Origin of the sequence: Streptomyces sp. PsTaAH-124, assembly GCF_000373685.1 — a bacterium.
Lineage (GTDB): Bacteria > Actinomycetota > Actinomycetes > Streptomycetales > Streptomycetaceae > Streptomyces > Streptomyces andamanensis.
The window spans coordinates 230,120-252,844 of the sequence record NZ_KB892169.1; the positions used below are offsets into that span (position 1 = coordinate 230,120).

15 protein-coding genes are annotated in these 22,725 nt (G+C 74.4%); 7 read left to right on the top strand and 8 right to left on the bottom strand.

Annotated elements, in window-relative coordinates; genetic code table 11:
• Positions 1 to 20: 20 nt before the first annotated feature.
• From B086_RS0116510 to B086_RS45465, 6 genes are read right to left on the bottom strand one after another with little or no spacing between them, the layout of a single operon-like run.
• A complete protein-coding gene (locus B086_RS0116510; RefSeq protein WP_018567532.1) occupies positions 21 to 908 on the bottom strand; it encodes an HpcH/HpaI aldolase/citrate lyase family protein in 888 nt (295 codons plus the stop codon).
• Positions 905 to 2,173 (bottom strand): CaiB/BaiF CoA transferase family protein, encoded by a 1,269-nt coding sequence (locus tag B086_RS0116515; RefSeq protein WP_018567533.1) that lies wholly within the window; start codon positions 2,171 to 2,173, stop codon positions 905 to 907. Before B086_RS0116515 ends, B086_RS0116510 begins: the two co-directional genes overlap by 4 nt.
• On the bottom strand, positions 2,170 to 3,534 hold the full coding sequence (locus tag B086_RS0116520; protein WP_018567534.1) for an ADP-ribosylglycohydrolase family protein: 1,365 nt from the start codon (positions 3,532 to 3,534) through the stop codon (positions 2,170 to 2,172). Before B086_RS0116520 ends, B086_RS0116515 begins: the two co-directional genes overlap by 4 nt.
• The gene (locus B086_RS0116525) at positions 3,522 to 4,703 is read right to left on the bottom strand and encodes an ADP-ribosylglycohydrolase family protein (RefSeq protein ID WP_018567535.1); all 1,182 of its coding nucleotides are present in this window, start codon (positions 4,701 to 4,703) and stop codon (positions 3,522 to 3,524) included. Before B086_RS0116525 ends, B086_RS0116520 begins: the two co-directional genes overlap by 13 nt.
• An 8-nt stretch (positions 4,704 to 4,711) precedes the next feature.
• Positions 4,712 to 5,830, bottom strand: coding sequence for an ADP-ribosylglycohydrolase family protein (locus tag B086_RS0116530; protein WP_018567536.1), 1,119 nt, complete (start codon positions 5,828 to 5,830; stop codon positions 4,712 to 4,714).
• Positions 5,827 to 7,569 (bottom strand): ADP-ribosylglycohydrolase family protein, encoded by a 1,743-nt coding sequence (locus tag B086_RS45465; RefSeq protein ID WP_018567537.1) that lies wholly within the window; start codon positions 7,567 to 7,569, stop codon positions 5,827 to 5,829. The genes B086_RS0116530 and B086_RS45465 overlap by 4 nt, the downstream gene beginning before the upstream one ends.
• Before the next feature lie 320 nt (positions 7,570 to 7,889).
• Here B086_RS45465 and B086_RS0116540 point away from each other — a divergent pair, with 320 nt between their 5' ends.
• The 4 genes from B086_RS0116540 to B086_RS0116555 all read left to right on the top strand — a co-directional run bounded on the left by B086_RS0116540 (position 7,890) and on the right by B086_RS0116555 (position 15,982).
• Positions 7,890 to 8,621, top strand: coding sequence for a VIT1/CCC1 transporter family protein (locus B086_RS0116540; RefSeq protein WP_018567538.1), 732 nt, complete (start codon positions 7,890 to 7,892; stop codon positions 8,619 to 8,621).
• A 477-nt stretch (positions 8,622 to 9,098) separates the two neighbouring features.
• The gene (gene gltB / locus B086_RS0116545) at positions 9,099 to 13,631 is read left to right on the top strand and encodes a glutamate synthase large subunit (RefSeq protein ID WP_018567539.1); all 4,533 of its coding nucleotides are present in this window, start codon (positions 9,099 to 9,101) and stop codon (positions 13,629 to 13,631) included.
• Positions 13,624 to 15,087 (top strand): glutamate synthase subunit beta, encoded by a 1,464-nt coding sequence (locus tag B086_RS0116550; protein WP_018567540.1) that lies wholly within the window; start codon positions 13,624 to 13,626, stop codon positions 15,085 to 15,087. The genes gltB and B086_RS0116550 overlap by 8 nt, the downstream gene beginning before the upstream one ends.
• A 172-nt stretch (positions 15,088 to 15,259) precedes the next feature.
• The gene (locus B086_RS0116555; RefSeq protein ID WP_018567541.1) at positions 15,260 to 15,982 is read left to right on the top strand and encodes a vWA domain-containing protein; all 723 of its coding nucleotides are present in this window, start codon (positions 15,260 to 15,262) and stop codon (positions 15,980 to 15,982) included.
• 27 nt (positions 15,983 to 16,009) lie between these two features.
• On the opposite strand, the gene B086_RS0116560 is transcribed toward B086_RS0116555, so the two are convergent.
• Together B086_RS0116560 and B086_RS0116565 are read right to left on the bottom strand one after the other, a co-directional pair.
• On the bottom strand, positions 16,010 to 16,888 hold the full coding sequence (locus tag B086_RS0116560) for an aldo/keto reductase (RefSeq protein WP_018567542.1): 879 nt from the start codon (positions 16,886 to 16,888) through the stop codon (positions 16,010 to 16,012).
• Between the two features lie 94 nt (positions 16,889 to 16,982).
• A complete protein-coding gene (locus tag B086_RS0116565) occupies positions 16,983 to 17,882 on the bottom strand; it encodes a hypothetical protein (protein WP_018567543.1) in 900 nt (299 codons plus the stop codon).
• 131 nt (positions 17,883 to 18,013) lie between these two features.
• Between B086_RS0116565 and B086_RS0116570 the strand changes: the two genes are divergently transcribed.
• The 3 genes from B086_RS0116570 to B086_RS0116580 all read left to right on the top strand — a co-directional run bounded on the left by B086_RS0116570 (position 18,014) and on the right by B086_RS0116580 (position 22,423).
• Entirely contained in the window at positions 18,014 to 18,364 is a 351-nt protein-coding gene (locus B086_RS0116570; protein WP_018567544.1) for a chorismate mutase, read from the top strand.
• Positions 18,365 to 18,727: 363 nt separating this feature from the next.
• Positions 18,728 to 21,382, top strand: a complete 2,655-nt coding sequence (gene pepN, locus B086_RS40135) for an aminopeptidase N (RefSeq protein WP_018567545.1) — start codon at positions 18,728 to 18,730, stop codon at positions 21,380 to 21,382.
• Positions 21,383 to 21,589: 207 nt separating this feature from the next.
• A complete protein-coding gene (locus B086_RS0116580; protein ID WP_018567546.1) occupies positions 21,590 to 22,423 on the top strand; it encodes an NAD(P)H-binding protein in 834 nt (277 codons plus the stop codon).
• Positions 22,424 to 22,725: the final 302 nt, after the last annotated feature.

The window sequence follows — 22,725 nt, forward strand, 5'->3', positions numbered from 1 at the left end:
CGGGACCGGCAGCCGCCCGATCAGCAGCGGCGGGCCAGCGCCAGGGTGCGCCGCGCCGCCGCGACCACCGCCGCGTCGATGAAACGGCCGTCCGCGAGGGCCTGGGCGCCCGGATCCATGGTGGCCGCCTTGACGACGGTCTCGGCCTCCTCCAGTTCGCGGTCGGTCGGCAGATAGGCACGCTCGATGATGGGGAGCTGCCGGGGATGGATGGCCGCCCGGCCGAGGAAGCCCAGCGAGCGGCCGTGCGCGCAGGAGGCCGCCAGCCCCTCCAGATCGCGGATGTCGGGGTGCACGGACTGGGCGGGCGGGGCCAGCCCCGCCGCGCGCGCGGCGACGACGACCCGGGCCCGGCACCAGTCGAGCCCGGTGTCCTGGCGCACCCCGAGGTCGGCGCGGAGGTCGGCCTCGCCGATCGAGACACCGCGCAGGGACGGGTGCGCCGAGGCGATGGCGTACGCCTGCTCGACGGCGAGGGCGTTCTCCAGCAGCGCGTACAGCGGCGGCCCCGCGCCGTGCCCGGCGGCCCCCGCGCCGTCCGGCGCGCCGCCGTGTCCGCCGTGCTCGCCGGGCTCGGTCCGCCGCGCGATCCGCACCACCTGCTCCGCCGACGTCACCTTGGGCAGCCGCAGCCCGGCCAGGCCCGGCCGGGCGGCGACGGCGGCCAGATCGGCGGCGGCCAGCGGCCCGTCCAGTGCGTTGACCCGCACATGGACGGGGACCGGCGGCGGCTCGGTCAGGAGTTCCGCGGTGGCGGCGCGGGCGTACTCCTTGCGGTCCGGGGCGACCGCGTCCTCCAGGTCGACCACGACCACGTCGGCCCCGCAGGCGAGGGCCTTGGCGACCACCCGCGGGCGGTCGCCGGGGGCGTAGAGCCAGGTCAGCGGGAAGGCAGCGGTGACCGTCACAGGACGCCCTCCGCGCGCAGCGCGGCCACTTCCTCCGGGGTGAGGCCCAGCTCGGCCAGGACCGCCTCGGTGTCGGCGCCGTGCGGCCGGCCCGCCCAGCGGATCGCGCCCGGGGTGTCGGAGAGCCGGAACAGCACGTTCTGCATGCGCATCCGGCCCAGCTCCGGGTCGAACAGGGTGGTGAGGGTGCCCAGCGCCTGGTACTGCGGGTCGGCGACCACGTCCCGGACGTCCTGGATCGGCGCGACGGCGGCCTGGGCCTTCTCGAAGGCGGCCATGACCTCGGTGCGGGTGTGCCGGGCGATCCAGCCGCCGACCGCCTCGTCGAGGAGGTCGGCGTGCGCCGCCCGCCCGGAACCGGTCGCGAACCACGGCTCGGCGGTCAGCTCCGGGCGCCCCACCAGGCGCAGCACCCGCTCGGCCACCGACTGCGCCGAGGCGGAGACCGCCACCCAGGTGCCGTCCGCGGTGCGGTAGGTGTTGCGCGGGGCGTTGTTCTGGGTGCGGTTGCCGGTGCGCGGCTGGACGTAGCCGAGCTGGTCGTACCAGAGGGGCTGCGGGCCCAGCACGGTCAGGATGGGTTCGATGATCGCCATGTCGACGATCTGCCCCCGGCCGGTGCGCTCGCGGGCCGCCAGCGCGGTCAGCACGGCGTACGCCGTGGCCAGCCCGGCGATGGAGTCGGCGAGCCCGAAGGGCGGCAGCGTGGGCGGTGCGTCCGGCTCGCCGGTGATCGCGGCGAAGCCGCTCATCGCCTCCGCCAGGGTGCCGAAGCCGGGCCGGGACGCGTACGGGCCGAACTGGCCGAAGCCGGTGACCCGGGCGAGCACCAGGCGCGGGTTGGCCGCCGACAGTTCCGGCCAGCCCAGCTCCCAGCGCTCCAGGGTGCCGGGGCGGAAGTTCTCCACGATCACGTCGGCGGTCGCGGCGAGCCGCAGCAGGGTGGCCCGGCCGCCGGGGCGGGACAGGTCCAGGGTGACGGCGCGCTTGTTGCGGCCGAGCAGCTTCCACCACAGGCCGACGCCGTTCTTCGCCGGGCCATGGCCCCGGGCGGGGTCGGGCCTGGCGGGATGCTCGACCTTGATGACCTCGGCGCCGAAGTCGCCGAGCATCATGGCCGCGATGGGCCCGGCGAACAGGGTGGCGAGGTCCAGGACGCGCAGCCCGGTGAGCGGCGGCGCGGTGTCGGGCGGCGCGGTGTGCGGCGGCGCGGTGTCCTGCGGGCCGGTGGTGTGCGCCTCGGTGGCATCGGGGTCGGGCGTCATGGACGGGACGCCTCCTGACGGGTGAGCCGGGCCAGCGCGTCGAAGCCGGTGCCGTCGAAGTCGGCGACGGTGGTGGCGAGCCGGTTCTTGAGCGGGGCGGTCCAACGGTCGGGGAGCGCGGCGGGGGACCCGGCGAGCAGCCCGGCGACCGATCCGGCGGTGGCGCCGTTGGAGTCGGTGTCCCAGCCGCCCGACACCACCCGGCAGATGGAGCCGGTGAAGTCGCCGTCGGCATGGGTGAGGGCGGCGGCGATCAGCGCGGTGTTCGGCACGGCGTGCACCCAGTGGTACCCGGCGTGCGCCGTGTGCAGTTCGTCCACGACGGTGTCGAAGTCCGCGTGGGCACCGGCCAGCCGGACCGCGTGCCGCACCGCGCGGGCCAGCCGGGAGCCGGGCGGCACCACCCGCAGCCCGGTGGCCAGGCAGGCGTGCACGTCGTGGGCGCCGCTCGTGGCGGCGGCGATCACGGCGGCGGCGAACATCGCGGCGTAGACGCCGTTCCCGGTGTGGGTGAGGGCGGCGTCCCGGTACGCCTGCTCCGCGGCGGCCCCCGGATCGCCCGGGTTGGTCCAGCCGTGCACGTCGGCGCGGATGAGGCCGCCGATCCACTCGCGGAACGGGTTGCGGTGGCGGGCGGTGCGCGGCGGTTCGATGCCGAGCAGCAGATTGCGGTAGGCGACGCGTTCGGCGGTGAAGGTACGGCCCGCGGGCAGCTCCTCCAGCCACAGGCGGGCGAGGTCGGCGGTGGTGAAGCCGCGGCCGTGGCGGCGCAGCAGGAGCAGACCGAGCAGCGGATGGTCGAGGTCGTCGTCCTCGGGCATGCCGTCGATGTTCTCGGCGAGGCAGGTGGCCGCCGAACGGCGGTTCCAGGGGTGGGCGGCGGCCAGGTCCTCGGGCACGCCCCGGGCGGTGAACCAGGTGCTCAGCGGCCAGTTGCCGGTGGCGCGCGCGAGCTGCCGGATGCCCGCCAGCGGGAGCTTCTCCACCGGCTTGCCCAGCAGGCAGCCCGCGGCCCGGCCCAGCCAGGCGGCCTCGAAGCGTTCGACGGCGGGCGCGGCCCCCGGGCGCGCGGCGCGGCCGGGCCAGTCGGGGCACAGCGCCCTGATCGCGGCCGGGCCGGTGGGCTCCGCCTCGGCCAGCCGGCTGGGCAGCTCGGCCAGTTCGTCCAGCAGGTCCTCGGCCAGCAGACGCAGATAGCGCGAGACGGGCTCCGGCGAGGCACCGGCGCGCGCCGGTGCGTCGGGGCCGCCCGCCGCCCGCCACCGCGCGGCCACCGCCGCCGGTTCGCGGCCGTCCTGGGCCGCCTGGCGCAGCTCGTGGCCGAGCAGGTCCTCCGGCTGCACCCAGGTCAGTCGGAGCATCCCGCACCTCCCAGCAGGGCGAACGCCCGCTCGTGCGCCCGCCGTCGGCGTACGTCTTCGGTGAAGACCTCGCGCGCCACCGCGGTCAGCGTGCGCGCGGGCTCCCACAGGTCCAGACGGCTGGCCTCGGCCACCGCCTTCGCCCAGTCCTCGGGCACCGGGGAGCCCAGCGCCCCGGCCAGTGCCCCGGCCATGGTGGCGATGGAGTCGCAGTCGCGGCCGTAGTTCACCGCGCCGAGGACGGCCCGCCGGTAGTCGCCGCGCGCCACCAGCAGCAGGCCCAGCGCGACGGGCAGTTCCTCGATCGCGTGCAGCCGGGACGGGCGGCGCGCGCCCAGCGAGGGGCTGCGGTAGTCCGGGCCGACCGTGTCGTACGGGGCGACCGCCGCCCGCAGCGCGCCGAGCGCCGATTCCATGTCCGGGCAGCGGCGGGCCGCCGCGCGGACGTCCTCGATCGCCGCCCGGGTGCCGTCCTTGGCCAGGGACAGACAGGCCGACACGACCGACTCGGCGCTCGCTCCCGGCGAGCAGGCCGCCGCCACCCCGGCCGCGAGCACGCCCGCCGCCTCCCGGCCATAGGAGGACTGGTGGGCGCCCGCGACGTCCAGCGCCTCCGCGTACGCGGCCCGCGGATCGCCCGCGTTGACCAGGCCGACCGGCGCCATGTACATCGCGGCACCGCAGTTGACGATGTTGCCGACGCCCGCCTCGCGCGGGTCGACGTGGCCGTAGTGCAGCCGTGTGACCAGCCACTTCTCCGCCAGGAACACCCGGTGCAGCGGCAGCGCCTCGCGCTCCAGCTCGGGGATCCAGCGCGGGTTGGTCATCAGGTCCGGGACCAGGTGGTCTGCGACGGCGTAGGCGTCGAGGTGGTCGCGGACCCGCGCGTACACCCGTACCAGCGCGTGGGTCATCAGGGTGTCGTCGGTGACGTGCCCGTCGCCCTTGTGGTACGGCGCGAGGGGGCGGGCGGTGGGCCAGGCGTCGCCGTGCCAGGGGCCGACGATCCCGTGCACCCGGCCGCCGTGCCGCTCTGCGATCTGCTCGGGGGAGTAGCCCTCGACGGGCCCGCCGAGCGCGTCGCCGACGGCGGCGCCGACCAGGGCGCCGGTGATCCGCTCGTCCAGACCCGCTCCCGGATCGGCGGTTTCTTCTTCTCTGGGCGTCATGCCCCGAATCATCCTCCTGGCGGGGCCGGTTGTACGGCTTCCAGGAGTCCGGCGAGTTCCACGAGGTCGGTGCCGGTGAGGCGGGGCAGCACACAGCCGGACAGGGTGCGGCAGGCGTCCCGCCAGGGCCCGGGGATCGCCGCGGCGCCCTCCAGCGCGCCGGTGAGCGCGCCCGTCAGGGCGGGCGCGGAGTCGGCGACCCGGGACAGGCAGGCGGCGGCGGGCAGCGCCCGCGCGATCCGGCCGCCCGCCGCCGTGGCCAGGGCGAGCGCCACCGGGACGGTCTCGGCGGCGGCGACGCCGTAGCTGTAGACGTGGTCCACGATCTCGTGCTCCAGCAGCGGCACCAGCGCGAAGGCGTCCGCGCAGTCCGCGGCCAGCTTCAGCGCGTGCCGTGCGTTGCGGCCGATCTCGGTGCCGTCGGGGAGTTCGGCGAGCGCGGCCGACACACAGGCGCCGGTCCCGGACCCGGTGAGCGCCAGGGAGAGCGCCGCCGCCATCGCGCGGGCGCCGTGCACGCCGTCGCCGTCCTGGGTGTAGCGGGCGTCGAACTCGGCCAGGTCTGCGGCGCGCCGGGGGTCGCCGGGGTGGGCCACGGCCAGGGCACAGGCCCGTACGCAGGCGGCGTCGTCGAAGTAGTGCGGGTTGTCGTGGCCGGTGGCGGGCGGGCGCAGCCCGGTGGCCAGGTTGCCGAGGCCCGCCCGGACGGAGATGCGGGCGCGCAGCGGCAGCACCGCCGACTCGATCTCGGCGGCGCGTCCGGCCGCCGCGGCGACCTCGGCCGCCACGGCGTTCCAGGTGAGGTCGATCGCGGCGCGTGTCCGGCGGTCCCGGCTGAGGTCGCCGAGCGCGCCGTCGTCCCCGGCCCGCAGCACGGCCTCCGCCGCGAACACCGCCCACTCGGCGTCGTCGGAGGGGCCCAGGCGCAGCGGTTCGGGGGACTGGTTCAGCGCCACGGGCACCGGCAGCGTGGTCGTCGCGTTCTCCTCGGCGAAGGTGTCCAGCTCGCGGGTGAGCCGCCGGGTCCACTCCGGCATCCGGGCCGCCCGGTGCCGCGCGGACGGCCAGCCGGCGGCGTCCCCCGCCGCGAGCCCCAGCAGCAGCCCCTCGATCCGCCGCCCGGTCACTGCCCCGCCTCGCCCTCGTCGGCGGTCAGCGCGTACGCGCCGGTCCCGGCGAGCGGCCCCGGCACGGGCACCGCCCCCGGGGCGCGGGGCGGTGCGCCGGTCTCCCGGTCCGGTTCCGCCCCGCCCTCCCCGGCGGGCCGCGTGGCGAGCGGGGCGTCGGCGCCCCGGCGGCCGGGGGTGACGACGGCCGGGGCGGGCGGCCCGGATGCCGGAGTGGACCCGGGGAGGGCGGGCGCGGGTCGCGGGGGTGCGGAACGGTCGTCCCGCGCGGGCCCGGCGGCGGGGGAACGGACGCCGTGCGCGGGTACGGCGGTGTCGTGGCCCGCGCGCTCGGCAGCGGGACGGGCGGGTCCGGCGGTCCCGTGCCCCGGGCTCCCGGCCGTGGCGGAGCGGGCGGGGGCGGCGTCGGGGCGCACCGCGCCGGTGGCGGGGCGGCCCACCGGAGCAGGGGGCGCCGAGGGTGCCGAGGGGGCGGGCGCGGTCCGCGCGGGGCGTACGGGGCGTACGGGGCGTACGGGGACGGGCCCCGCGCCCCGGCCCGTACCGGCACCCGAGCCGATTCCGGTACCCGGGGCGATTCCGGCATACGTACCGCTTCCGGCCCCCGGACCCGCGGCGGCGCCCCGGCCTGCTGGGGTGCCGTGGCCCGCACCGGCATGCGGGCCTGCGTCGGCATCCGGACCCGCACCGGCCAGCCCGGTACCGGCCTCCGGACCCGTACCGGCCTCCGGCCCCGCGGCCCCTCCGCCGCCCGGGTCGAGCACCGCCCGGGTCACCAGCAGGTCCGCCACCTCCAGTACGTGCCGCCCCGCCACCGAGGGCAGGCAGGTGCCGCGGGCCGGGCCGATGGCCGCCGCCCAGTCCTCGGGGACGGCGGCCACGCCCTGGGTCGCGCCGGCCAGGGCGCCCGCGACCGCGGCCGTGGTGTCGGCGTCGCGGCCCATGTTGACGGCGGTGAGGACGGCGTCGCGGAAGTCGCCGTCGGCGGCGGCGTAGGCGCCGAAGGCGAGGGCGACCGCCTCGGGGGCCAGGTCGGACCACGGATAGCCGGCGATGACGACGGCGGAGCGGATCGCGCGTTCGCCGCGGTGGGCGGCGGCCGCCGCCCGGCGCAGCGAGCGGGCCGTCCAGGAGTCGTCCGGTACGACGGCCAGCGCGGCGGCCACGACCGCGACCGGGTGCGCGCCCGCCATGGCCGCGGCCACCCCCGCCGCCACGGCCCGGCCGCCGTGGATGCCCTCGCCCTCGTGGCTGACCGAGCCGTCGACCGCCACCAGGCGGGCCGCCTCGGCGGGGCGCCCGGCGGCGAACACCCCGAAGGGCGCCGCCCGCATCGCCAGGCCGTCGCTCCAGGCGTGCCGGTGCTGGGCGGAGACGGGCGCCGCCAGGCCCCGGCGGAGGTTCTCCAGGGTGCCGCGCTCGCTGAAGCCCGCGCCGCGGAAGGGTCCCTCGGCGCGGACGGTGATGTGCTCGTGCCAGGCGGCCTCCACGTGCGCGGGGGTGAGCGCGGAGCCGTGACGGGCGAGCAGCAGCCCGCTGAAGAGGGCGTACTCGGTGTCGTCGGTCCCGGCCGGGCGGGCGGCGACGTAGCCGGTGATCCGGCCCCAGCGGGCGCGGATCTCGGAGGGTCTCAGGTTCTCCGCGGGCGCGCCGAGGGCGTCCCCGACGGCGAGGCCGAGCAGTGCGCCGCGTGCCCGGTCGCACACGCGGGCCGGGGGGACGCCGGCGGTCGAGGCCATCGCGGGCTCTCCTCTCCACGGCGCCCGGCGAAGGGCGCTGAACCCCTGTGGACCCTGCGGACCCTGTGGACCCTTCGGATCCTCCGGGTGCTTTGGACAGGTGTCCCCGGCGGCGGTCCGGTCGCAGCCTGGAGCGGCCCGCTGTCACCCGTACGACATCTGGGCAGGGCCCCGCACGGATGAGCAAAGTCAGGTAAAGCCGCAGGTTAGCCCAGCCTTTCCTTGCTGGCGGCGCGGAATGCCGGGGCGTAGATTCGGTGTTGTCGAAAAGTAGAACCAGTCCAAAAGCAAGCCTTGCCTAAGCATTCTGGGGGACTCTCATGGCCATCCTCGACACCGAAGCGACCCTGCACGAGGCGCACCGGGACAACCACACGCACCGCGATGTGAACGGCGGCTGGCTGCGCCCGGCGGTCTTCGGGGCGATGGACGGCCTGGTCTCCAACCTGGCCCTGATGACCGGTGTCGCGGGCGGCGCGGTGAGCCACCACACCATCGTCCTCACCGGGTTCGCCGGTCTGGCCGCCGGAGCCTTCTCCATGGCGGCCGGCGAGTACACCTCCGTCGCCTCCCAGCGGGAGCTGGTCGAGGCCGAGCTGGACGTCGAGCGGCGCGAGCTGCGCAAGCACCCGCAGGACGAGGAGGACGAGCTGGCCGCCCTCTACATGGCGCGCGGCGTCCAGCCCGAGCTGGCGCGCGAGGTGGCCCGCCAGCTCTCCCAGGACCCGGAGCAGGCCCTGGAGATCCACGCCCGCGAGGAGCTGGGCATCGACCCGGGCGACCTGCCCTCGCCGCTGGTCGCCGCGGTCTCCTCGTTCGGCTCCTTCGCCCTGGGGGCGCTGCTGCCGCTGCTGCCCTATCTGCTCGGTGCCGACGCGCTGTGGCCCGCCGTGCTGCTCGCCCTGGCCGGGCTCTTCGCGTGCGGCGCGGTGGTGGCCAAGGTGACCGCGCGGAGCTGGTGGTACAGCGGGGTGCGGCAGCTTGCCCTGGGTGGTGCCGCCGCCGGTGTGACGTACGCCCTGGGCACCGCGTTCGGAACGGCCGTAGGATGACGTCACCGGAACTTATGCCCTGCACTGCATAAGTAACCGTTTCCCGCTGGTTTCGAGTGTGTGACCACCGGGCATGAGCCGTAAGCGCTGTGGGCAAAGAGGCCCGGAGCACACCCCCTGGGGTGGGCGCGACGCCGCCCGTCCCGCCTCCCGGGTCCGGCCGACGGACGGGGATCTGACCGATCCCGCCCCCGCAGACCCCCCAGCCGAGACCTCCACCGCCGGGCGCGGAGACCCCGCCGTCGACCCCGCGGTGTCCGCATGCTGGAACGAAGTATCCACTTTCCGGGACCCGCTCCATCATGTAACCTGCACCAAATTTCGCACTTCAGCAGAGGGCCAACGTCGTCCCTCGGCACCAGCACATGCCAGATGACGACGACGGGAGAGCCGATGCGTACGCCGCGCCAGCCGTCCCAGCACTCCACGAACGGCCGAAACTGGTCGTTCATGGATGCTCGCCCTGCTGCGCAGGGTATGTACGACCCCCGCAACGAGCACGACGCCTGCGGCGTCGGCTTCGTGGCCACCCTCACCGGCGAGGCGAGCCATGCGCTGGTCGAGCAGGCGCTCACCGTGCTGCGCAACCTGGAGCACCGCGGCGCCACCGGTTCCGAGCCCGACTCGGGCGACGGCGCCGGCATCCTCTCCCAGGTGCCCGACGCGTTCCTGCGCGAAGTGGCCGGATTCAAACTGCCCGCCGCCGGCGCCTACGCCGTGGGCATCGCCTTCCTGCCCGAGGACGGCACCGCCGAGGCCGTCTCACAGATCGAGACGATCGCCGCCGACGAGGGCCTGACCGTCCTCGGCTGGCGCGAGGTCCCCGTCGCCCCCGCGCTCCTCGGCGCCACCGCCCGCTCCACCATGCCCGTCTTCCGCCAGCTCTTCGTCGGCGACGGCACCAGCGAGGGCATCGCCCTGGACCGCAGGGCGTTCGTGCTGCGCAAGCGCGCCGAGCGCGAGGCGGGCGTCTACTTCCCCTCGCTGTCCTCCCGCACCCTCGTCTACAAGGGGATGCTCACCACCGGCCAGCTGGAGCCCTTCTTCCCGGACCTGTCCGACCGCCGCTTCGCCTCGGCCGTCGCCCTCGTCCACTCCCGCTTCTCCACCAACACCTTCCCGAGCTGGCCGCTCGCCCACCCCTACCGGTTCGTCGCCCACAACGGCGAGATCAACACCGTCAAGGGCAACCGCAACTGGATGCGCGCCCGCGAGTCCCGGCTGCACTCCGAGCTGTTCGGCGGCCGGGACAAGGCGATCGACCGGATCTTCCCGGTCTGCACGCCCGACGCCTCCGACTCCGCGTCCTTCGACGAGGTGCTGGAACTGCTGCACCTGGGCGGCCGCTCCCTGCCGCACGCGGTGCTGATGATGATCCCCGAGGCGTGGGAGAACCACGCCTCCATGGACCCGGCCCGCCGCGCCTTCTACGAGTACCACTCCACGATGATGGAGCCCTGGGACGGCCCGGCCTGCGTCACCTTCACCGACGGCACCCAGGTCGGCGCCGTGCTCGACCGCAACGGCCTGCGCCCCGGCCGCTACTGGGTCACCGACGACGGCCTCGTCGTCCTCGGCTCCGAGGTCGGCGTCCTCGACATCGACCCGGCCCGCGTCGTGCGCAAGGGCCGCCTCCAGCCCGGCCGCATGTTCCTCGTGGACACCGCCGAGCACCGCATCATCGAGGACGACGAGATCAAGGCGTCCCTCGCCGTGGAGAACCCGTACGCCGAGTGGCTGGAGGCCGGCGAGATCGAGCTGGGCGACCTGCCCGAGCGCGAGCACATCGTGCACACCCACGCCTCGGTCACCCGCCGCCAGCAGACCTTCGGCTACACCGAGGAAGAGCTGCGCGTCATCCTCGCGCCGATGGCCAAGGCCGCCGCCGAGCCGATCGGCTCCATGGGCACCGACAGCCCCATCGCCGCGCTCTCCGAGCGCCCGCGGCTGCTCTTCGACTACTTCACCCAGCTGTTCGCGCAGGTCACCAACCCGCCGCTGGACGCCATCCGCGAGGAACTGGTCACCTCGCTGCGCAGCTCGCTCGGCCCGCAGGGCAACCTGCTGGAGCCCACCGCGGCCTCCTGTCGCAGCGTCGTCCTGCCCTTCCCGGTGATCGACAACGACGAGCTGGCCAAGCTCATCCACATCAACGCCGACGGCGACATGCCCGGCTTCAAGGCCGCGACCCTCTCCGGTCTGTACCGGGTCTCCGGCGGCGGCCAGGCGCTGGCCGCGCGCATCGACGAGATCTGCGCCGAGGCCGACGCCGCCATCGACAACGGCGCCCGCCTGATCGTCCTGTCCGACCGGCACTCCGACGCCGAGCACGCGCCGATCCCGTCGCTGCTGCTCACCGCGGCCGTCCACCACCACCTCATCCGCACCAAGCAGCGCACCCACGTGGGCCTGCTGGTCGAGGCCGGCGACGTCCGCGAGGTCCACCACGTCGCCCTGCTCATCGGCTACGGCGCCGCCGCCGTCAACCCGTACCTGGCGATGGAGTCCGTCGAGGACCTGGTCCGGGCCGGCACCTTCCTGCCCGGCATGGAGTCCGAGCAGGCCATCCGCAACCTGATCTACGCCCTCGGCAAGGGCGTCCTCAAGGTCATGTCCAAGATGGGCATCTCCACCGTCGCCTCCTACCGTGGCGCCCAGGTCTTCGAGGCCGTCGGCCTGGACGCGGGCTTCGTCGAGAAGTACTTCAACGGCACCACCACCAAGATCGGCGGCGTCGGCATCGACGTCATCGCCCGGGAGGTCGCCGCCCGCCACGCCAAGGCCTACCCGGCCTCCGGCATCGCGCCCGCCCACCGCGCGCTGGACATCGGCGGCGAGTACCAGTGGCGCCGCGAGGGCGAACCGCACCTGTTCGACCCGGAGACCGTCTTCCGCCTCCAGCACTCCACGCGCTCGGGCCGCTACGACATCTTCAAGAAGTACACCGACCGCGTGAACGAGCAGTCCGAGCGGCTGATGACGCTGCGCGGCCTGTTCGCCCTGAAGACAGCTGAGAACGGCGCCTTTGGCCGGACACCGATCCCCGTGGAGGAGGTCGAGCCGGTCTCCGAGATCGTCAAGCGCTTCTCCACCGGCGCCATGTCGTACGGCTCCATCTCCCAGGAGGCGCACGAGACCCTCGCCATCGCCATGAACCAGCTGGGCGGCAAGTCCAACACCGGGGAGGGCGGCGAGGACGCCGAGCGCCTGTACGACCCGGCGCGCCGCTCGTCCATCAAGCAGGTCGCCTCCGGCCGCTTCGGCGTGACCAGCGAGTACCTGGTCAACTCCGACGACATCCAGATCAAGATGGCCCAGGGCGCCAAGCCCGGCGAGGGCGGCCAGCTGCCCGGCCACAAGGTGTACCCGTGGGTGGCCAGGACCCGGCACTCCACGCCCGGCGTCGGCCTGATCTCCCCGCCGCCGCACCACGACATCTACTCCATCGAGGACCTGGCCCAGCTGATCCACGACCTCAAGAACGCCAACCCGGCCGCCCGCATCCATGTGAAGCTGGTCTCCGAGGTCGGCGTCGGCACGGTCGCGGCCGGTGTGTCCAAGGCCCACGCGGACGTCGTGCTGATCTCCGGCCACGACGGCGGCACCGGCGCCTCCCCGCTGACCTCGCTCAAGCACGCGGGCGGCCCCTGGGAGCTGGGCCTGGCCGAGACCCAGCAGACCCTGCTGCTCAACGGCCTGCGCGACCGGATCGTCGTCCAGACCGACGGCCAGCTCAAGACCGGCCGCGACGTCGTCATCGCCGCGCTGCTGGGCGCCGAGGAGTTCGGTTTCGCCACCGCGCCGCTCGTCGTCTCCGGCTGCGTCATGATGCGCGTCTGCCACCTGGACACCTGCCCCGTCGGCATCGCCACCCAGAACCCGGTGCTGCGCGACCGCTTCGCCGGCAAGGCCGAGTACGTGGTGAACTTCTTCAAGTTCATCGCCGAGGAGGTCCGCGAGATCCTCGCCGAGCTGGGCTTCCGCTCCATCGAGGAGGCCGTCGGCCACGCCGAGATCCTCGACGTCACCCGCGCCGTCGACCACTGGAAGGCGCAGGGCCTGGACCTGGCACCGCTGTTCCACGTGCCCGAGCTGCCCGAGGGCGCCGCCCGCCACCGGGTGACCGCCCAGGACCACGGCCTGGAGAAGGCCCTCGACAACGAGCTGATCCGGCTCGCCGCCGACGCCCTGGCCGCCGGTTCCGCGGCCGACGCCCAGCCGGTGCGCGCCCAGGTCGCCATCCGCAACATCAACCGCACCGTCGGCACCATGCTCGGCCACGAGGTGACCAAGAAGTTCGGCGGCGCCGGACTGCCCGACGACACCGTCGACATCACCTTCACCGGCTCCGCGGGCCAGTCCTTCGGCGCCTTCCTGCCGCGCGGCATCACCCTGCGCCTGGAGGGCGACGCCAACGACTACGTCGGCAAGGGCCTGTCCGGCGGCCGGATCGTCGTCCGCCCCGACCGCGCCGCCGACCACCTCGCCGAGTACAGCGTCATCGCGGGCAACACCCTCGCCTACGGCGCCACCGGCGGCGAGATGTTCCTGCGCGGCCGCACCGGCGAGCGCTTCTGCGTCCGCAACTCCGGCGCGCTGGTCGTCTCCGAGGGCGTGGGCGACCACGGCTGCGAGTACATGACCGGCGGCCACGCGGTGGTCCTCGGCGAGACCGGACGCAACTTCGCGGCCGGCATGTCCGGCGGCGTCGCCTACGTGATCGACCTGGACCGCGACCACGTCAACGCCGGCAACCTGGACGCCGTCGAGGCACCGGACGAGACCGACCTGCGGTGGCTGCACGACGTGGTGCGCCGGCACGCCGAGGAGACCGGCTCCACGGTCGCCGCGAAGCTGCTCGCCGACTGGCCGGCCGCCGCCGCCCGCTTCAGCAAGATCATCCCCCGTACGTACAAGGCAGTGCTCGCCGCCAAGGACGCCGCCGAGCGAGACGGTCTGTCCGAGACCGAGATCACCGAGAAGATGATGGAGGCGGCGATCAATGGCTGATCCGAAGGGCTTTCTGAACCACGGCCGCGAGGTCGCCACCTCCCGCCCGGTCGAGGAGCGCGTCAAGGACTGGAACGAGGTCTACGTCCCCGGCTCCCTGCTGCCGGTCATCAGCAAGCAGGCCAGCCGGTGCATGGACTGCGGCATTCCGTTCTGCCACAACGGCTGCCCGCTCGGGAACCTCATCCCCGAGTGGAACGACTACGCCTACCGCGGGGACTGGGCCGCCGCCCAGGAGCGGCTGCACGCGACCAACAACTTCCCGGAGTTCACCGGCCGCCTCTGCCCCGCCCCCTGCGAGTCGGCGTGCGTGCTCGGCATCAACCAGCAGCCGGTCACCATCAAGAACGTCGAGGTCTCCATCATCGACAAGGCGTGGGAGACCGGGGACGTCGCCCCGCAGATCCCCGAGCGCCTGTCCGGCAAGACCGTCGCCGTCATCGGCTCGGGCCCGGCCGGACTGGCCGCCGCCCAGCAGCTCACCCGGGCCGGCCACACCGTCGCCGTCTACGAGCGCGCCGACCGCATCGGCGGCCTGCTGCGGTACGGCATCCCCGAGTTCAAGATGGAGAAGCGGCACATCAACCGCCGTATCGAGCAGATGCGCGCGGAGGGCACCCGCTTCCGTACCGGCGTCGAGGTCGGCCGCGACATCTCGGCCACCGCCCTGAAGAAGCGCTACGACGCCGTCGTCATCGCCGCCGGTGCCACCACCGCCCGCGACCTGTCCGTCCCGGGCCGCGAACTCAAGGGCGTCCACCAGGCGATGGAGTACCTGCCGCTGGCCAACAAGGTCCAGGAGGGCGACTACGTCAGCCCGCCGATCTCGGCCGCTGGCAAGCACGTCGTCGTCATCGGCGGCGGCGACACCGGCGCGGACTGCGTGGGCACCGCCCACCGCCAGGGCGCGGCCTCCGTCACCCAGCTGGAGATCATGCCCCGCCCCAACGAGGAGCGGCACCCGGTCGGCCAGCCCTGGCCCACCTTCCCGATCCTCTACAAGGTCACCTCGGCCCACGAGGAGGGCGGCGAGCGGATCTACTCCGCTTCCACGACCCACTTCGAGGGCGACGAGGACGGCAACGTACAGTGGCTGCACCTGGCCGAGGTCGAGTTCACCGACGGCAAGCTCACCCAGAAGCCGGGCACCGAACGCAAGATCCCGGCCCAGCTGGTCACCCTCGCCATGGGCTTCACCGGCACCGACCGGGACAACGGCCTGGTCGAGCAGTTCGGCCTGGAGCTCGACGAACGGGGTAACATCGCCCGCGACGCCGACTTCCAGACCAACGTGCCCGGCGTGTTCGTGGCCGGTGACGCGGGCCGCGGCCAGTCGCTCATCGTATGGGCGATCGCGGAGGGCCGCTCGGCCGCCCGCGGCGCCGACCGCCACCTGACGGGCGCCAGCGACCTGCCGGCCCCGATCCGCCCGACGGACCGCTCGCTCATGGTCTGACGCGCGGCCGACACAGACGTCCCGTACAACGGCGTACGGAACACCGCCGGCGCCTGCCCGCCCGTCCCCGACCGGACAACAGGGCAGGCGCCGTCACATGTCCGAAACCGCGCGGCCCCGCCCGGCGTCCTGATGAGCGGGACACACGGGACACGGGGGAGGCGCGGGACACATGGCCGCGATCAGTCTGAGCAAGGTGGAGGAGACGGCGCCCGCGCTGGTCAGCCTCTACAAGAGCGCGGGGGTCTCCCTCACCAAGCACGGCCTCACCGGTCAGCGGGCCGCCGTCTACCTCGTCCTGGACCACTCCGGCTCCATGAGCCCGTACTACCGCGACGGCAGCGTGCAGGCGCTCGCCGACCGGGTGCTGGGCCTGGCCGCCCATCTCGACGACGACGGCCGCGTCCCGGTGGTGTTCTTCTCCACCGGCGTCGACGCCGTCACCGAGATCGCCCTCGCCGACCACGAGGGCAGCGTCCAGCGCGTCGCGGCCGGTCTCGGCCACATGGGCCGCACCCACTACGACGTCGCCATGGACGCCGTCATCGACCACTACCTCGACTGCGGCGCCACCGACCCCGCCCTGGTGGTCTTCCAGACGGACGGTGGCCCCTCCAGCAAGGCCGCCGCCGAACGCCATCTGTGCAAGGCCGCGAAGCTTCCGCTCTTCTGGCAGTTCATCGGCTTCGGCAACGCCCGCAGCCGGCAGTTCGACTTCCTGCGCCGGCTCGACGAACTCGCCGTGCCCGCGCGGCGCGTCGTCGACAACGCGGGCTTCTTCCCGGCCGGCCGCGACCCGCGCCGGATGTCCGACGAGGAGCTGTACGACCGGCTCGTCGGCGAGTTCCCGCAGTGGCTCGCGGCGGCCCGCGCCGCGGGGATCGTACGGGACTGAGACCGGCCGCCCGCGCCGCGCGGCACGTCACACGCGCACGCCCGCGCCGATCCGGCGGACCTGCTCCTCGGTCAGGGACAGCCGCAGGGCGCCCGCGTTCTCCGCCGCGTGCGCCGCCGAGGACGTCCCCGGAATGGGGATCACATTGGGCGAGCGGTGCAGCAGCCAGGCCAGGGCGACCTGCGCCGGGGTCGCGCCCAGTTCGTCCGCGACCGCGGCCGGCGCACCGCCGTCCGCGGCGTGCGCGCCCCGGGCCACGGGGAAGTACGGCAGGAACGCGATGCCCAGGCGCGCGGTGTGGTCCACCACCGCGTCATGGCCGCGCTCCGCCAGGTTGTACAGGTTCTGCACACTCGCGATCGGGGCGACGGCGGAGGCGGCCGTCAGCTGCGCGACCGTCACCTCCGACAGCCCGATGTGCCGCACCTTGCCCTCCTCCTGGAGCTGCCGCAGCGCGCCGATCTGGTCCGCCAGCGGATACGCCGGGTCGATGCGGTGCAACTGGAGCAGATCGATGCGGTCGGTGCGCAGCCGCCGCAGACTCAGCTCGGCCTGCTGGCGCAGATACGCCGGATGCCCGTGCGGGATCCACTCCGCGGCGCTCGGCCGCAGCACCCCCGTCTTGGTGGCCAGGGCCACGCCGTCGCGGTACGGGTGCAGCGCCTGCGCCAGTAACTCCTCGTTGGCGCCCAGCGCGTAGGCGTCCGCCGTGTCGAACAGGTCCACCCCCGACTCGGCCGCCGTGCGCAGCACCTGAAGCGCCGTGGCCCGGTCCGCGGGCCCCCGCCACACCGGCGCGGCCGCACGGGAGCGCTCGTGCTCCGTGTCCGCAAGCCGCATGGCGCCGAAACCGATCCGGCGCACCTCCACATCGCCGCCGATCCGGAAAACCTCGTTGATCGTCATGGCAGTGACGATAAGAGATCACACGGTCACAGGAGACCGGACGCCGTATCGCCCCCTGTGAAGGACGTCACGTGCGCATCCGCAGCCCCGCGCCTCACGTGTCGCACTCCAGCACCGTCCGGCACAGCCCGCACCGCGCCCTGACCCGGCCCCGCACCGGCACCCGGATCCGCTGGTGGCAGGTCGGACACGGGAACGACACCCGCAGCGGCTCCGACCCGCCCGCCGAGAACGCGTACGGCACACCCGTGTCCCCGTCCGGCAGCGGGCCGTGCTCCTGGGCGTGCCGGCGGTCGCGCGCGTACCGGCGCCGCCCCGTCCAGCCCGCGGCCGTCAGCGGCGGCCGCCGCGCGTCACTCGCCGCCCGCGCCCGCCCCTTCACATACGCCTCGTAGCCCTGCGCGCTGGTGAACCACGTCGAGGGATCCTCACCGAACAGCAGCGCCCGCTCGGCCAGGACGTAGCCGAACTCCTCCGGCGTCAGATAGCCGAGCTTCTGCGAGGAGGCGCCGTCCTCCCGGAAGGCGTCCAGCAGCAGCCAGCCCGCGCCCAGGTACGTCGCCGCCGTGTCCGTGAGGATCTCGTTGTCCCGGGTGCGCGGGAAGGACAGGTCCAGGCGGTGCAGACAGACGTGCATCACCTCGTGCGCCAGGGCCGCGCCGATGTCCCGGCGGTGCGTACGGAACCGGTCGTTCAGCTCCACGAAGTACTCGGGGCCCGCCGTCAGCTCCACGTTCGCCGCGTGCGTCATCTCCCGGAAGCTCACGATCAGCCGGGCGTCCGGCAGCCCGTAGTGCCGCACCAGCTCATGGGCCACCCGCTGGGCACCCAGATGCAGGTCGTCGGTGTCGGCGAACGCCACGTCCGCCGGGGCCACGCTCGTCGCGAACGTCCGGACGGTCTCGTACGACATCCGCCGGTACAGCGCCGTGATCGAGGCCCGCACCGTCTCCAGATGCGGGAAGCCGTGCTCGACCGGCCCGCCGTTCGCCATGCCCGCACCCCCAGAGCCGACCGGACACCTCTTCCAGCGGTTCCCCGCTGCCTTCCACTGTAGAACCGGTCCTCCGGCTCCACCTGATCAAGGCGGCGCCCACCCCGTGGGGTTGACTAGGGTTGACCCCCATGAGCACCAGCAGCACCGGTAACGGTGACGTCGACCCCGCGGTCCGCCAGGAACTCGCCCGGCTGCGCGACAGCATCGACAACATCGACGCGGCCGTCGTCCACATGCTCGCCGAGCGGTTCAAGGCGACCCAGCAGGTCGGCCACCTCAAGGCCGCCCACCAGCTGCCGCCCGCCGATCCGGGCCGCGAGTCCCGCCAGATCGCCCGGCTGCGTGCCCTCGCCGAGGACGCCAAACTCGATCCGGCCTTCGCGGAGAAGTTCCTCAACTTCATCATCGCCGAGGTGATCCGCCACCACGAGCGCATCGCGGAGGACTCCGCGGGCGACCGGGCGACACCGGCGACCTGACCTGACCTGGGCCGGGCCGGACCGGACTGAGCCGGACCGGACCGGGCCGGGCTGACCCGGAAATGGCTCGGGGAAGGGTTCGGAAAGGCGCTCGGAAGAGGGCTCCGCGGGGGGGCCGGGAGGGGGCGCGGAGGAGGGCTCCGCGGGAGGGCCGGGAGGGGGCGCGGAGGAGGGCTCCGTGGGGCCCGTACCGGCTCCGGAAGGCCCCGGGCCGGTCCGCCGCCGGCCGCCCGCGCCCCCTCCCAGCCGCCCCGGCGCGCGCCGGCACCCGCCCGCCGCGCGCGAGATCACCCCCTGCGCCCGGCACCCCGGCCGGACCCGTCCCTTGAACCCCCTCGTGCCCCGCCCCCGCCATCGGGCAGCATGGCGTGCATGTCCGTACTCACGCGCGACGAAGCGCAGACCCGTGCCCAGCTCCTCGACGTCCACCACTACCACGTCGACCTCGACCTCACCGTCGGGGAGGAGACCTTCGACTCCCGCACCCTGATCCGGTTCTCCGTACGCACCGGCCAGGACGGCACGGACACCTTCGTCGAGCTCAAGCCCGCCGAACTGCGCTCCGCCACCCTCGACGGACAGCCCCTCGACCCGGCCCGCCTCGACGGGAACCGCCTGCCGCTGACGGACCTCGCCCCCGGCGAGCACGAACTGCGCCTCGACGCCGCCATGCGCTACTCCCGCACCGGCGAGGGCATGCACCGCTTCACCGACCCCTCCGACGGCGAGACCTACGTCTACACCCAGCTGTTCATGGAGGACGTCCAGCGCGTCTTCGCCGCCTTCGACCAGCCCGACCTCAAGGCCGTCTTCGACCTCACCGTCAAGGCCCCCGAGGGCTGGACCGTCCTCACCAACGGCATCGCCGAACACACCGGCGGCGGCGCCTGGAAGGCCGCCACCACCCCGCCGCTGTCCACCTACCTCGTCGCCGTCGCCGCCGGACCCTGGCACTCGGTGCGCACCGAACACCGCGGTCTGCCCTTCGGCATCCACTGCCGCCGCTCCCTCGCCCCCCACCTGGACGCCGACGCCGACGAGATCCTCGACGTCACCCGCGCCTGCTTCGACCGCTACCACGAGAAGTTCGAGGAGCCCTACCCCTTCGACTCCTACGACCAGGCCTTCGTCCCCGAGTTCAACGCGGGCGCCATGGAGAACCCCGGCCTCGTCACCTTCCGCGACGAGTTCGTCTACCGCTCCGCCGTCACCGACACCGAGCGGCAGACCCGCGCCATGGTCATCGCCCACGAGATGGCCCACATGTGGTTCGGCGACCTCGTCACCCTCAGGTGGTGGGACGACATCTGGCTCAACGAGTCCTTCGCCGAGTACATGGGCTACCAGACCACCGCCGAGGCCACCCGCTTCACCGGCACCTGGACCGAGTTCGGCCTCTCCCGCAAGTCCTGGGGCTACGACGCCGACCAGCGTCCCACCACCCACCCCGTCGCCCCCGAGGCCGTCGACGACACCGCCTCCGCCCTGCTCAACTTCGACGGCATCTCCTACGCCAAGGGCGCCTCCGCGCTGCGCCAGCTCGTCGCCTGGCTCGGCGAGAAGGACTTCCTCGCCGGGATCAACACCCACTTCCGCCGCCACCGGTTCGGCAACGCCACCCTCGCCGACTTCATCGACTCGCTGGCCTCCGCCACCGACCGCGACGTCCACGCCTGGGCCCAGGCATGGCTGCGCACCACCGGCGTCGACACCCTCGTCCCCACCGTGCGCGCCGACCACGGCGACTGGCACCTTGACATCGCGCACCGGGGCAGCTCCGGCACCTGGTCCGCGCCCGATGCCGCCAAGGACCGCGATGGCCTCAAGCACGCCGGGAGCCTCACACCCGGCGGCGGCACCCGGCCGCACCGCATCACCGTCGGCGTCTACGACCACGACCTCCACGACGCCGGCCGGCTGACCCTGCGCACCCGCGTGGAAGCCGACGTGCCCGCCACCGGCGGCGCCGGCATCAGCGCCGGCGGCCCGCGCCCCGCGCTGCTCCTGCTCAACGACGGCGACCTCACCTACGCCAAGATCCGCTTCGACGCCGAGTCCTTCCGCACCGTCCGCGAGAACCTGTCCGGCCTGCCCGACCCGCTGAGCCGCACCGTCGTCTGGAACGCCCTGCGCGACGCCGTACGCGACGGCGAACTGGCCCCCGACGTCTACCTGGAGACCGCGCGCGCCCATCTGCCGCGCGAGGGCGACCTCGCCCTCGTCGAGGCCGTGCTCTCCTTCGCCCGCGTCCACATCGCCGACCGCTGTCTCGCCCCCGGGCAGCGGCCCGCGGCCCTCGCCACGCTCGCCTCCGTGTGCCGCGACCTGATCCGCCGCACCGAGGACGGCGACCACCCCGGCCTGCGCCTCATCGCCGTACGCCACTTCATCGACGTGGCCGCCCACCCCGACACCATCGCCGCCTGGCTCGCCGACGGCACCGTCCCCGGCGGCCCCGAACTCGACCCCGAGCTGCGCTGGCGGGTCCTCGCCCGGCTCGCCGTCCTCGGCGCCACCGACGAGTCCGCCATCGCCGCCGAACTGGAGCGCGACCCGTCCGCCAGCGGCCAGGAGGGCGCCGCCCGCTGCCGCGCCGCGCTGCCCGACCCGGAGGCCAAGCGGGCCGCCTGGGAGGCGATGTTCGCCTCCGACGACCTCTCCAACTACCTGTTCACCGCCACCGCCCAGGGCTTCTGGCAGCCCGAACAGGCCGACCTCGTCGCCCCGTACGTGGCCCGCTACTACGCGGATGCCGTCGCCCTCTCCGCCCGCCGCGGTCCCGCCATCGCCGCGGCCGCCGGACGCTACGCCTTCCCCGCCCACGCCGTCGACGCCGAGCACCTGCGCCTGGGCCGGGCCTGCCTGCGTGAGGACGACCCGATCCCGGCCCTGCGCCGCAAGCTCGACGACCAGCTCGACGACCTGGCACGGGCGCTGCGCGTCCGCGAGGCCGGGCGGACGGGGGAGCGGGCGGAGCCCGGCGAGCCGGAGGAGACGGCGGCACGCTCGGGGGTGTAGTGCCAGGGGTGTAGTGCCAGGGACGTACGACCCGGCTGGGCCCCGTCTGGTCCCCGACTGGTCCCCGTCTGGTCCCTGACGACGATGCGCGGGCCGGTCGTCCTTCCTAGGCTCGGACCCCGGAAGGACGATCAGCCCGCGGGCCGGCCCGGACACCGTCGCACCGTCCGGAGCCCGCCCGCGCCACGCCCCACCACGGAGGAAACCGTGATCGTAGTCACCGGCGCCACCGGCAACGTCGGCCGTGCCCTCGTCGAGCGCCTGGCCGCCGCCGGCCGGCCCGTCCGGGCCCTGACCCGCGACCCGCAGCGGGCCGGACTGCCCGAGGGCGCCGAGGTGGTGCGGTTCCGGCCGGACGACCCGGCCGCCCTGTTCGCCGGGGCGGACAAGCTCTTCCTGTACGTCCAGGCGGCGGGCGACCGGACGGCCGCCTTCCTGGCGGCGGCCCGCGAGGCGGGCATCCGGCACGTCGTCCTGCTCTCCTCCGCCATCATCGCGGAGGGCGCCGACGAGACCCACCCCATCCACGTCCTGCACGCCACCGCGGAACGGGAGATCCGGGCGAGCGGCCTGGAGTGGACGTTCCTGCGGCCGGGCGCCTTCGCCACCAACGCCTTCCAGTGGGCCGGGCAGATCCGCGCCGGGGACGAGGTCCGCGGAGTCTTCGCGGACGGCATGACCGCGCCCATCCACGAGGACGACATCGCCGCCGTCGCCGAACGCGTCCTGCTCGACGGCGGCCACGAGGGCGCCGCCCACCGCCTCAGCGGGCCGGCGGCCATCAGCAACGCCGGCCAGGTCGCCGCGATCGGCCGCGCCCTCGGCCGCACGCTCACCTACACCGAGGTGCCCCCCGAGCAGGCCGGCCCCGAACTCTTCCCGCACGTGCCGCCGCACATGCTCCAGAGCCTGCTCGCCACCTTCCGCGACACCGTCGGCGCCACCCCCGAGACCACCACCACGGTCGAGGACATCACCGGCACCCCCGCCCGCCCCTTCGCGACCTGGGCCGAGGACCACAGGAAGGACTTCGGGGCCTGAGAGGCAGGTACCGCAGGCCCCCGCGCGCGCCCGTTCGGCCAGGCGGCAGGCGTCGGAGAACCCTGCTCGCCGCCGGTCGCCGCGGTGGCGGTCGCCGGAAGCGCCAGTGCCCGGAGTCGCCGGAGCCCGCGGTCGCCGGAGCCCGGCGGAGCCGTACGCCCCGGCGCTCGGGCGGGTGGCCGAGCGCCGGGGGCGCGGGCTCCGTGTGCTCCCTGTGCGGCAATACCCCGGCGGGCTCCGCTCGTTGGACTTTCCGGGCACCCCGCCTTCAGACGGACAAACCGGAAGCTCCTGGCCCGCGC

Bases quoted from the DNA above. Each gene is read 5' to 3' on its own strand.
- B086_RS0116560 (WP_018567542.1), bottom strand. From the start codon at position 16,888: ATGACGATCAACGAGGTTTTCCGGATCGGCGGCGATGTGGAGGTGCGC.
- B086_RS45465 (WP_018567537.1), bottom strand. From the start codon at position 7,569: ATGGCCTCGACCGCCGGCGTCCCCCCGGCCCGCGTGTGCGACCGGGCA.
- B086_RS0116515 (WP_018567533.1), bottom strand. From the start codon at position 2,173: ATGACGCCCGACCCCGATGCCACCGAGGCGCACACCACCGGCCCGCAG.
- B086_RS0116540 (WP_018567538.1), top strand. From the start codon at position 7,890: ATGGCCATCCTCGACACCGAAGCGACCCTGCACGAGGCGCACCGGGAC.
- B086_RS0116525 (WP_018567535.1), bottom strand. From the start codon at position 4,703: ATGACGCCCAGAGAAGAAGAAACCGCCGATCCGGGAGCGGGTCTGGAC.
- B086_RS0116520 (WP_018567534.1), bottom strand. From the start codon at position 3,534: ATGCTCCGACTGACCTGGGTGCAGCCGGAGGACCTGCTCGGCCACGAG.
- B086_RS0116565 (WP_018567543.1), bottom strand. From the start codon at position 17,882: ATGGCGAACGGCGGGCCGGTCGAGCACGGCTTCCCGCATCTGGAGACG.
- pepN (WP_018567545.1), top strand. From the start codon at position 18,728: ATGGCGTGCATGTCCGTACTCACGCGCGACGAAGCGCAGACCCGTGCC.
- gltB (WP_018567539.1), top strand. From the start codon at position 9,099: ATGTACGACCCCCGCAACGAGCACGACGCCTGCGGCGTCGGCTTCGTG.
- B086_RS0116555 (WP_018567541.1), top strand. From the start codon at position 15,260: ATGGCCGCGATCAGTCTGAGCAAGGTGGAGGAGACGGCGCCCGCGCTG.
- B086_RS0116570 (WP_018567544.1), top strand. From the start codon at position 18,014: ATGAGCACCAGCAGCACCGGTAACGGTGACGTCGACCCCGCGGTCCGC.
- B086_RS0116550 (WP_018567540.1), top strand. From the start codon at position 13,624: ATGGCTGATCCGAAGGGCTTTCTGAACCACGGCCGCGAGGTCGCCACC.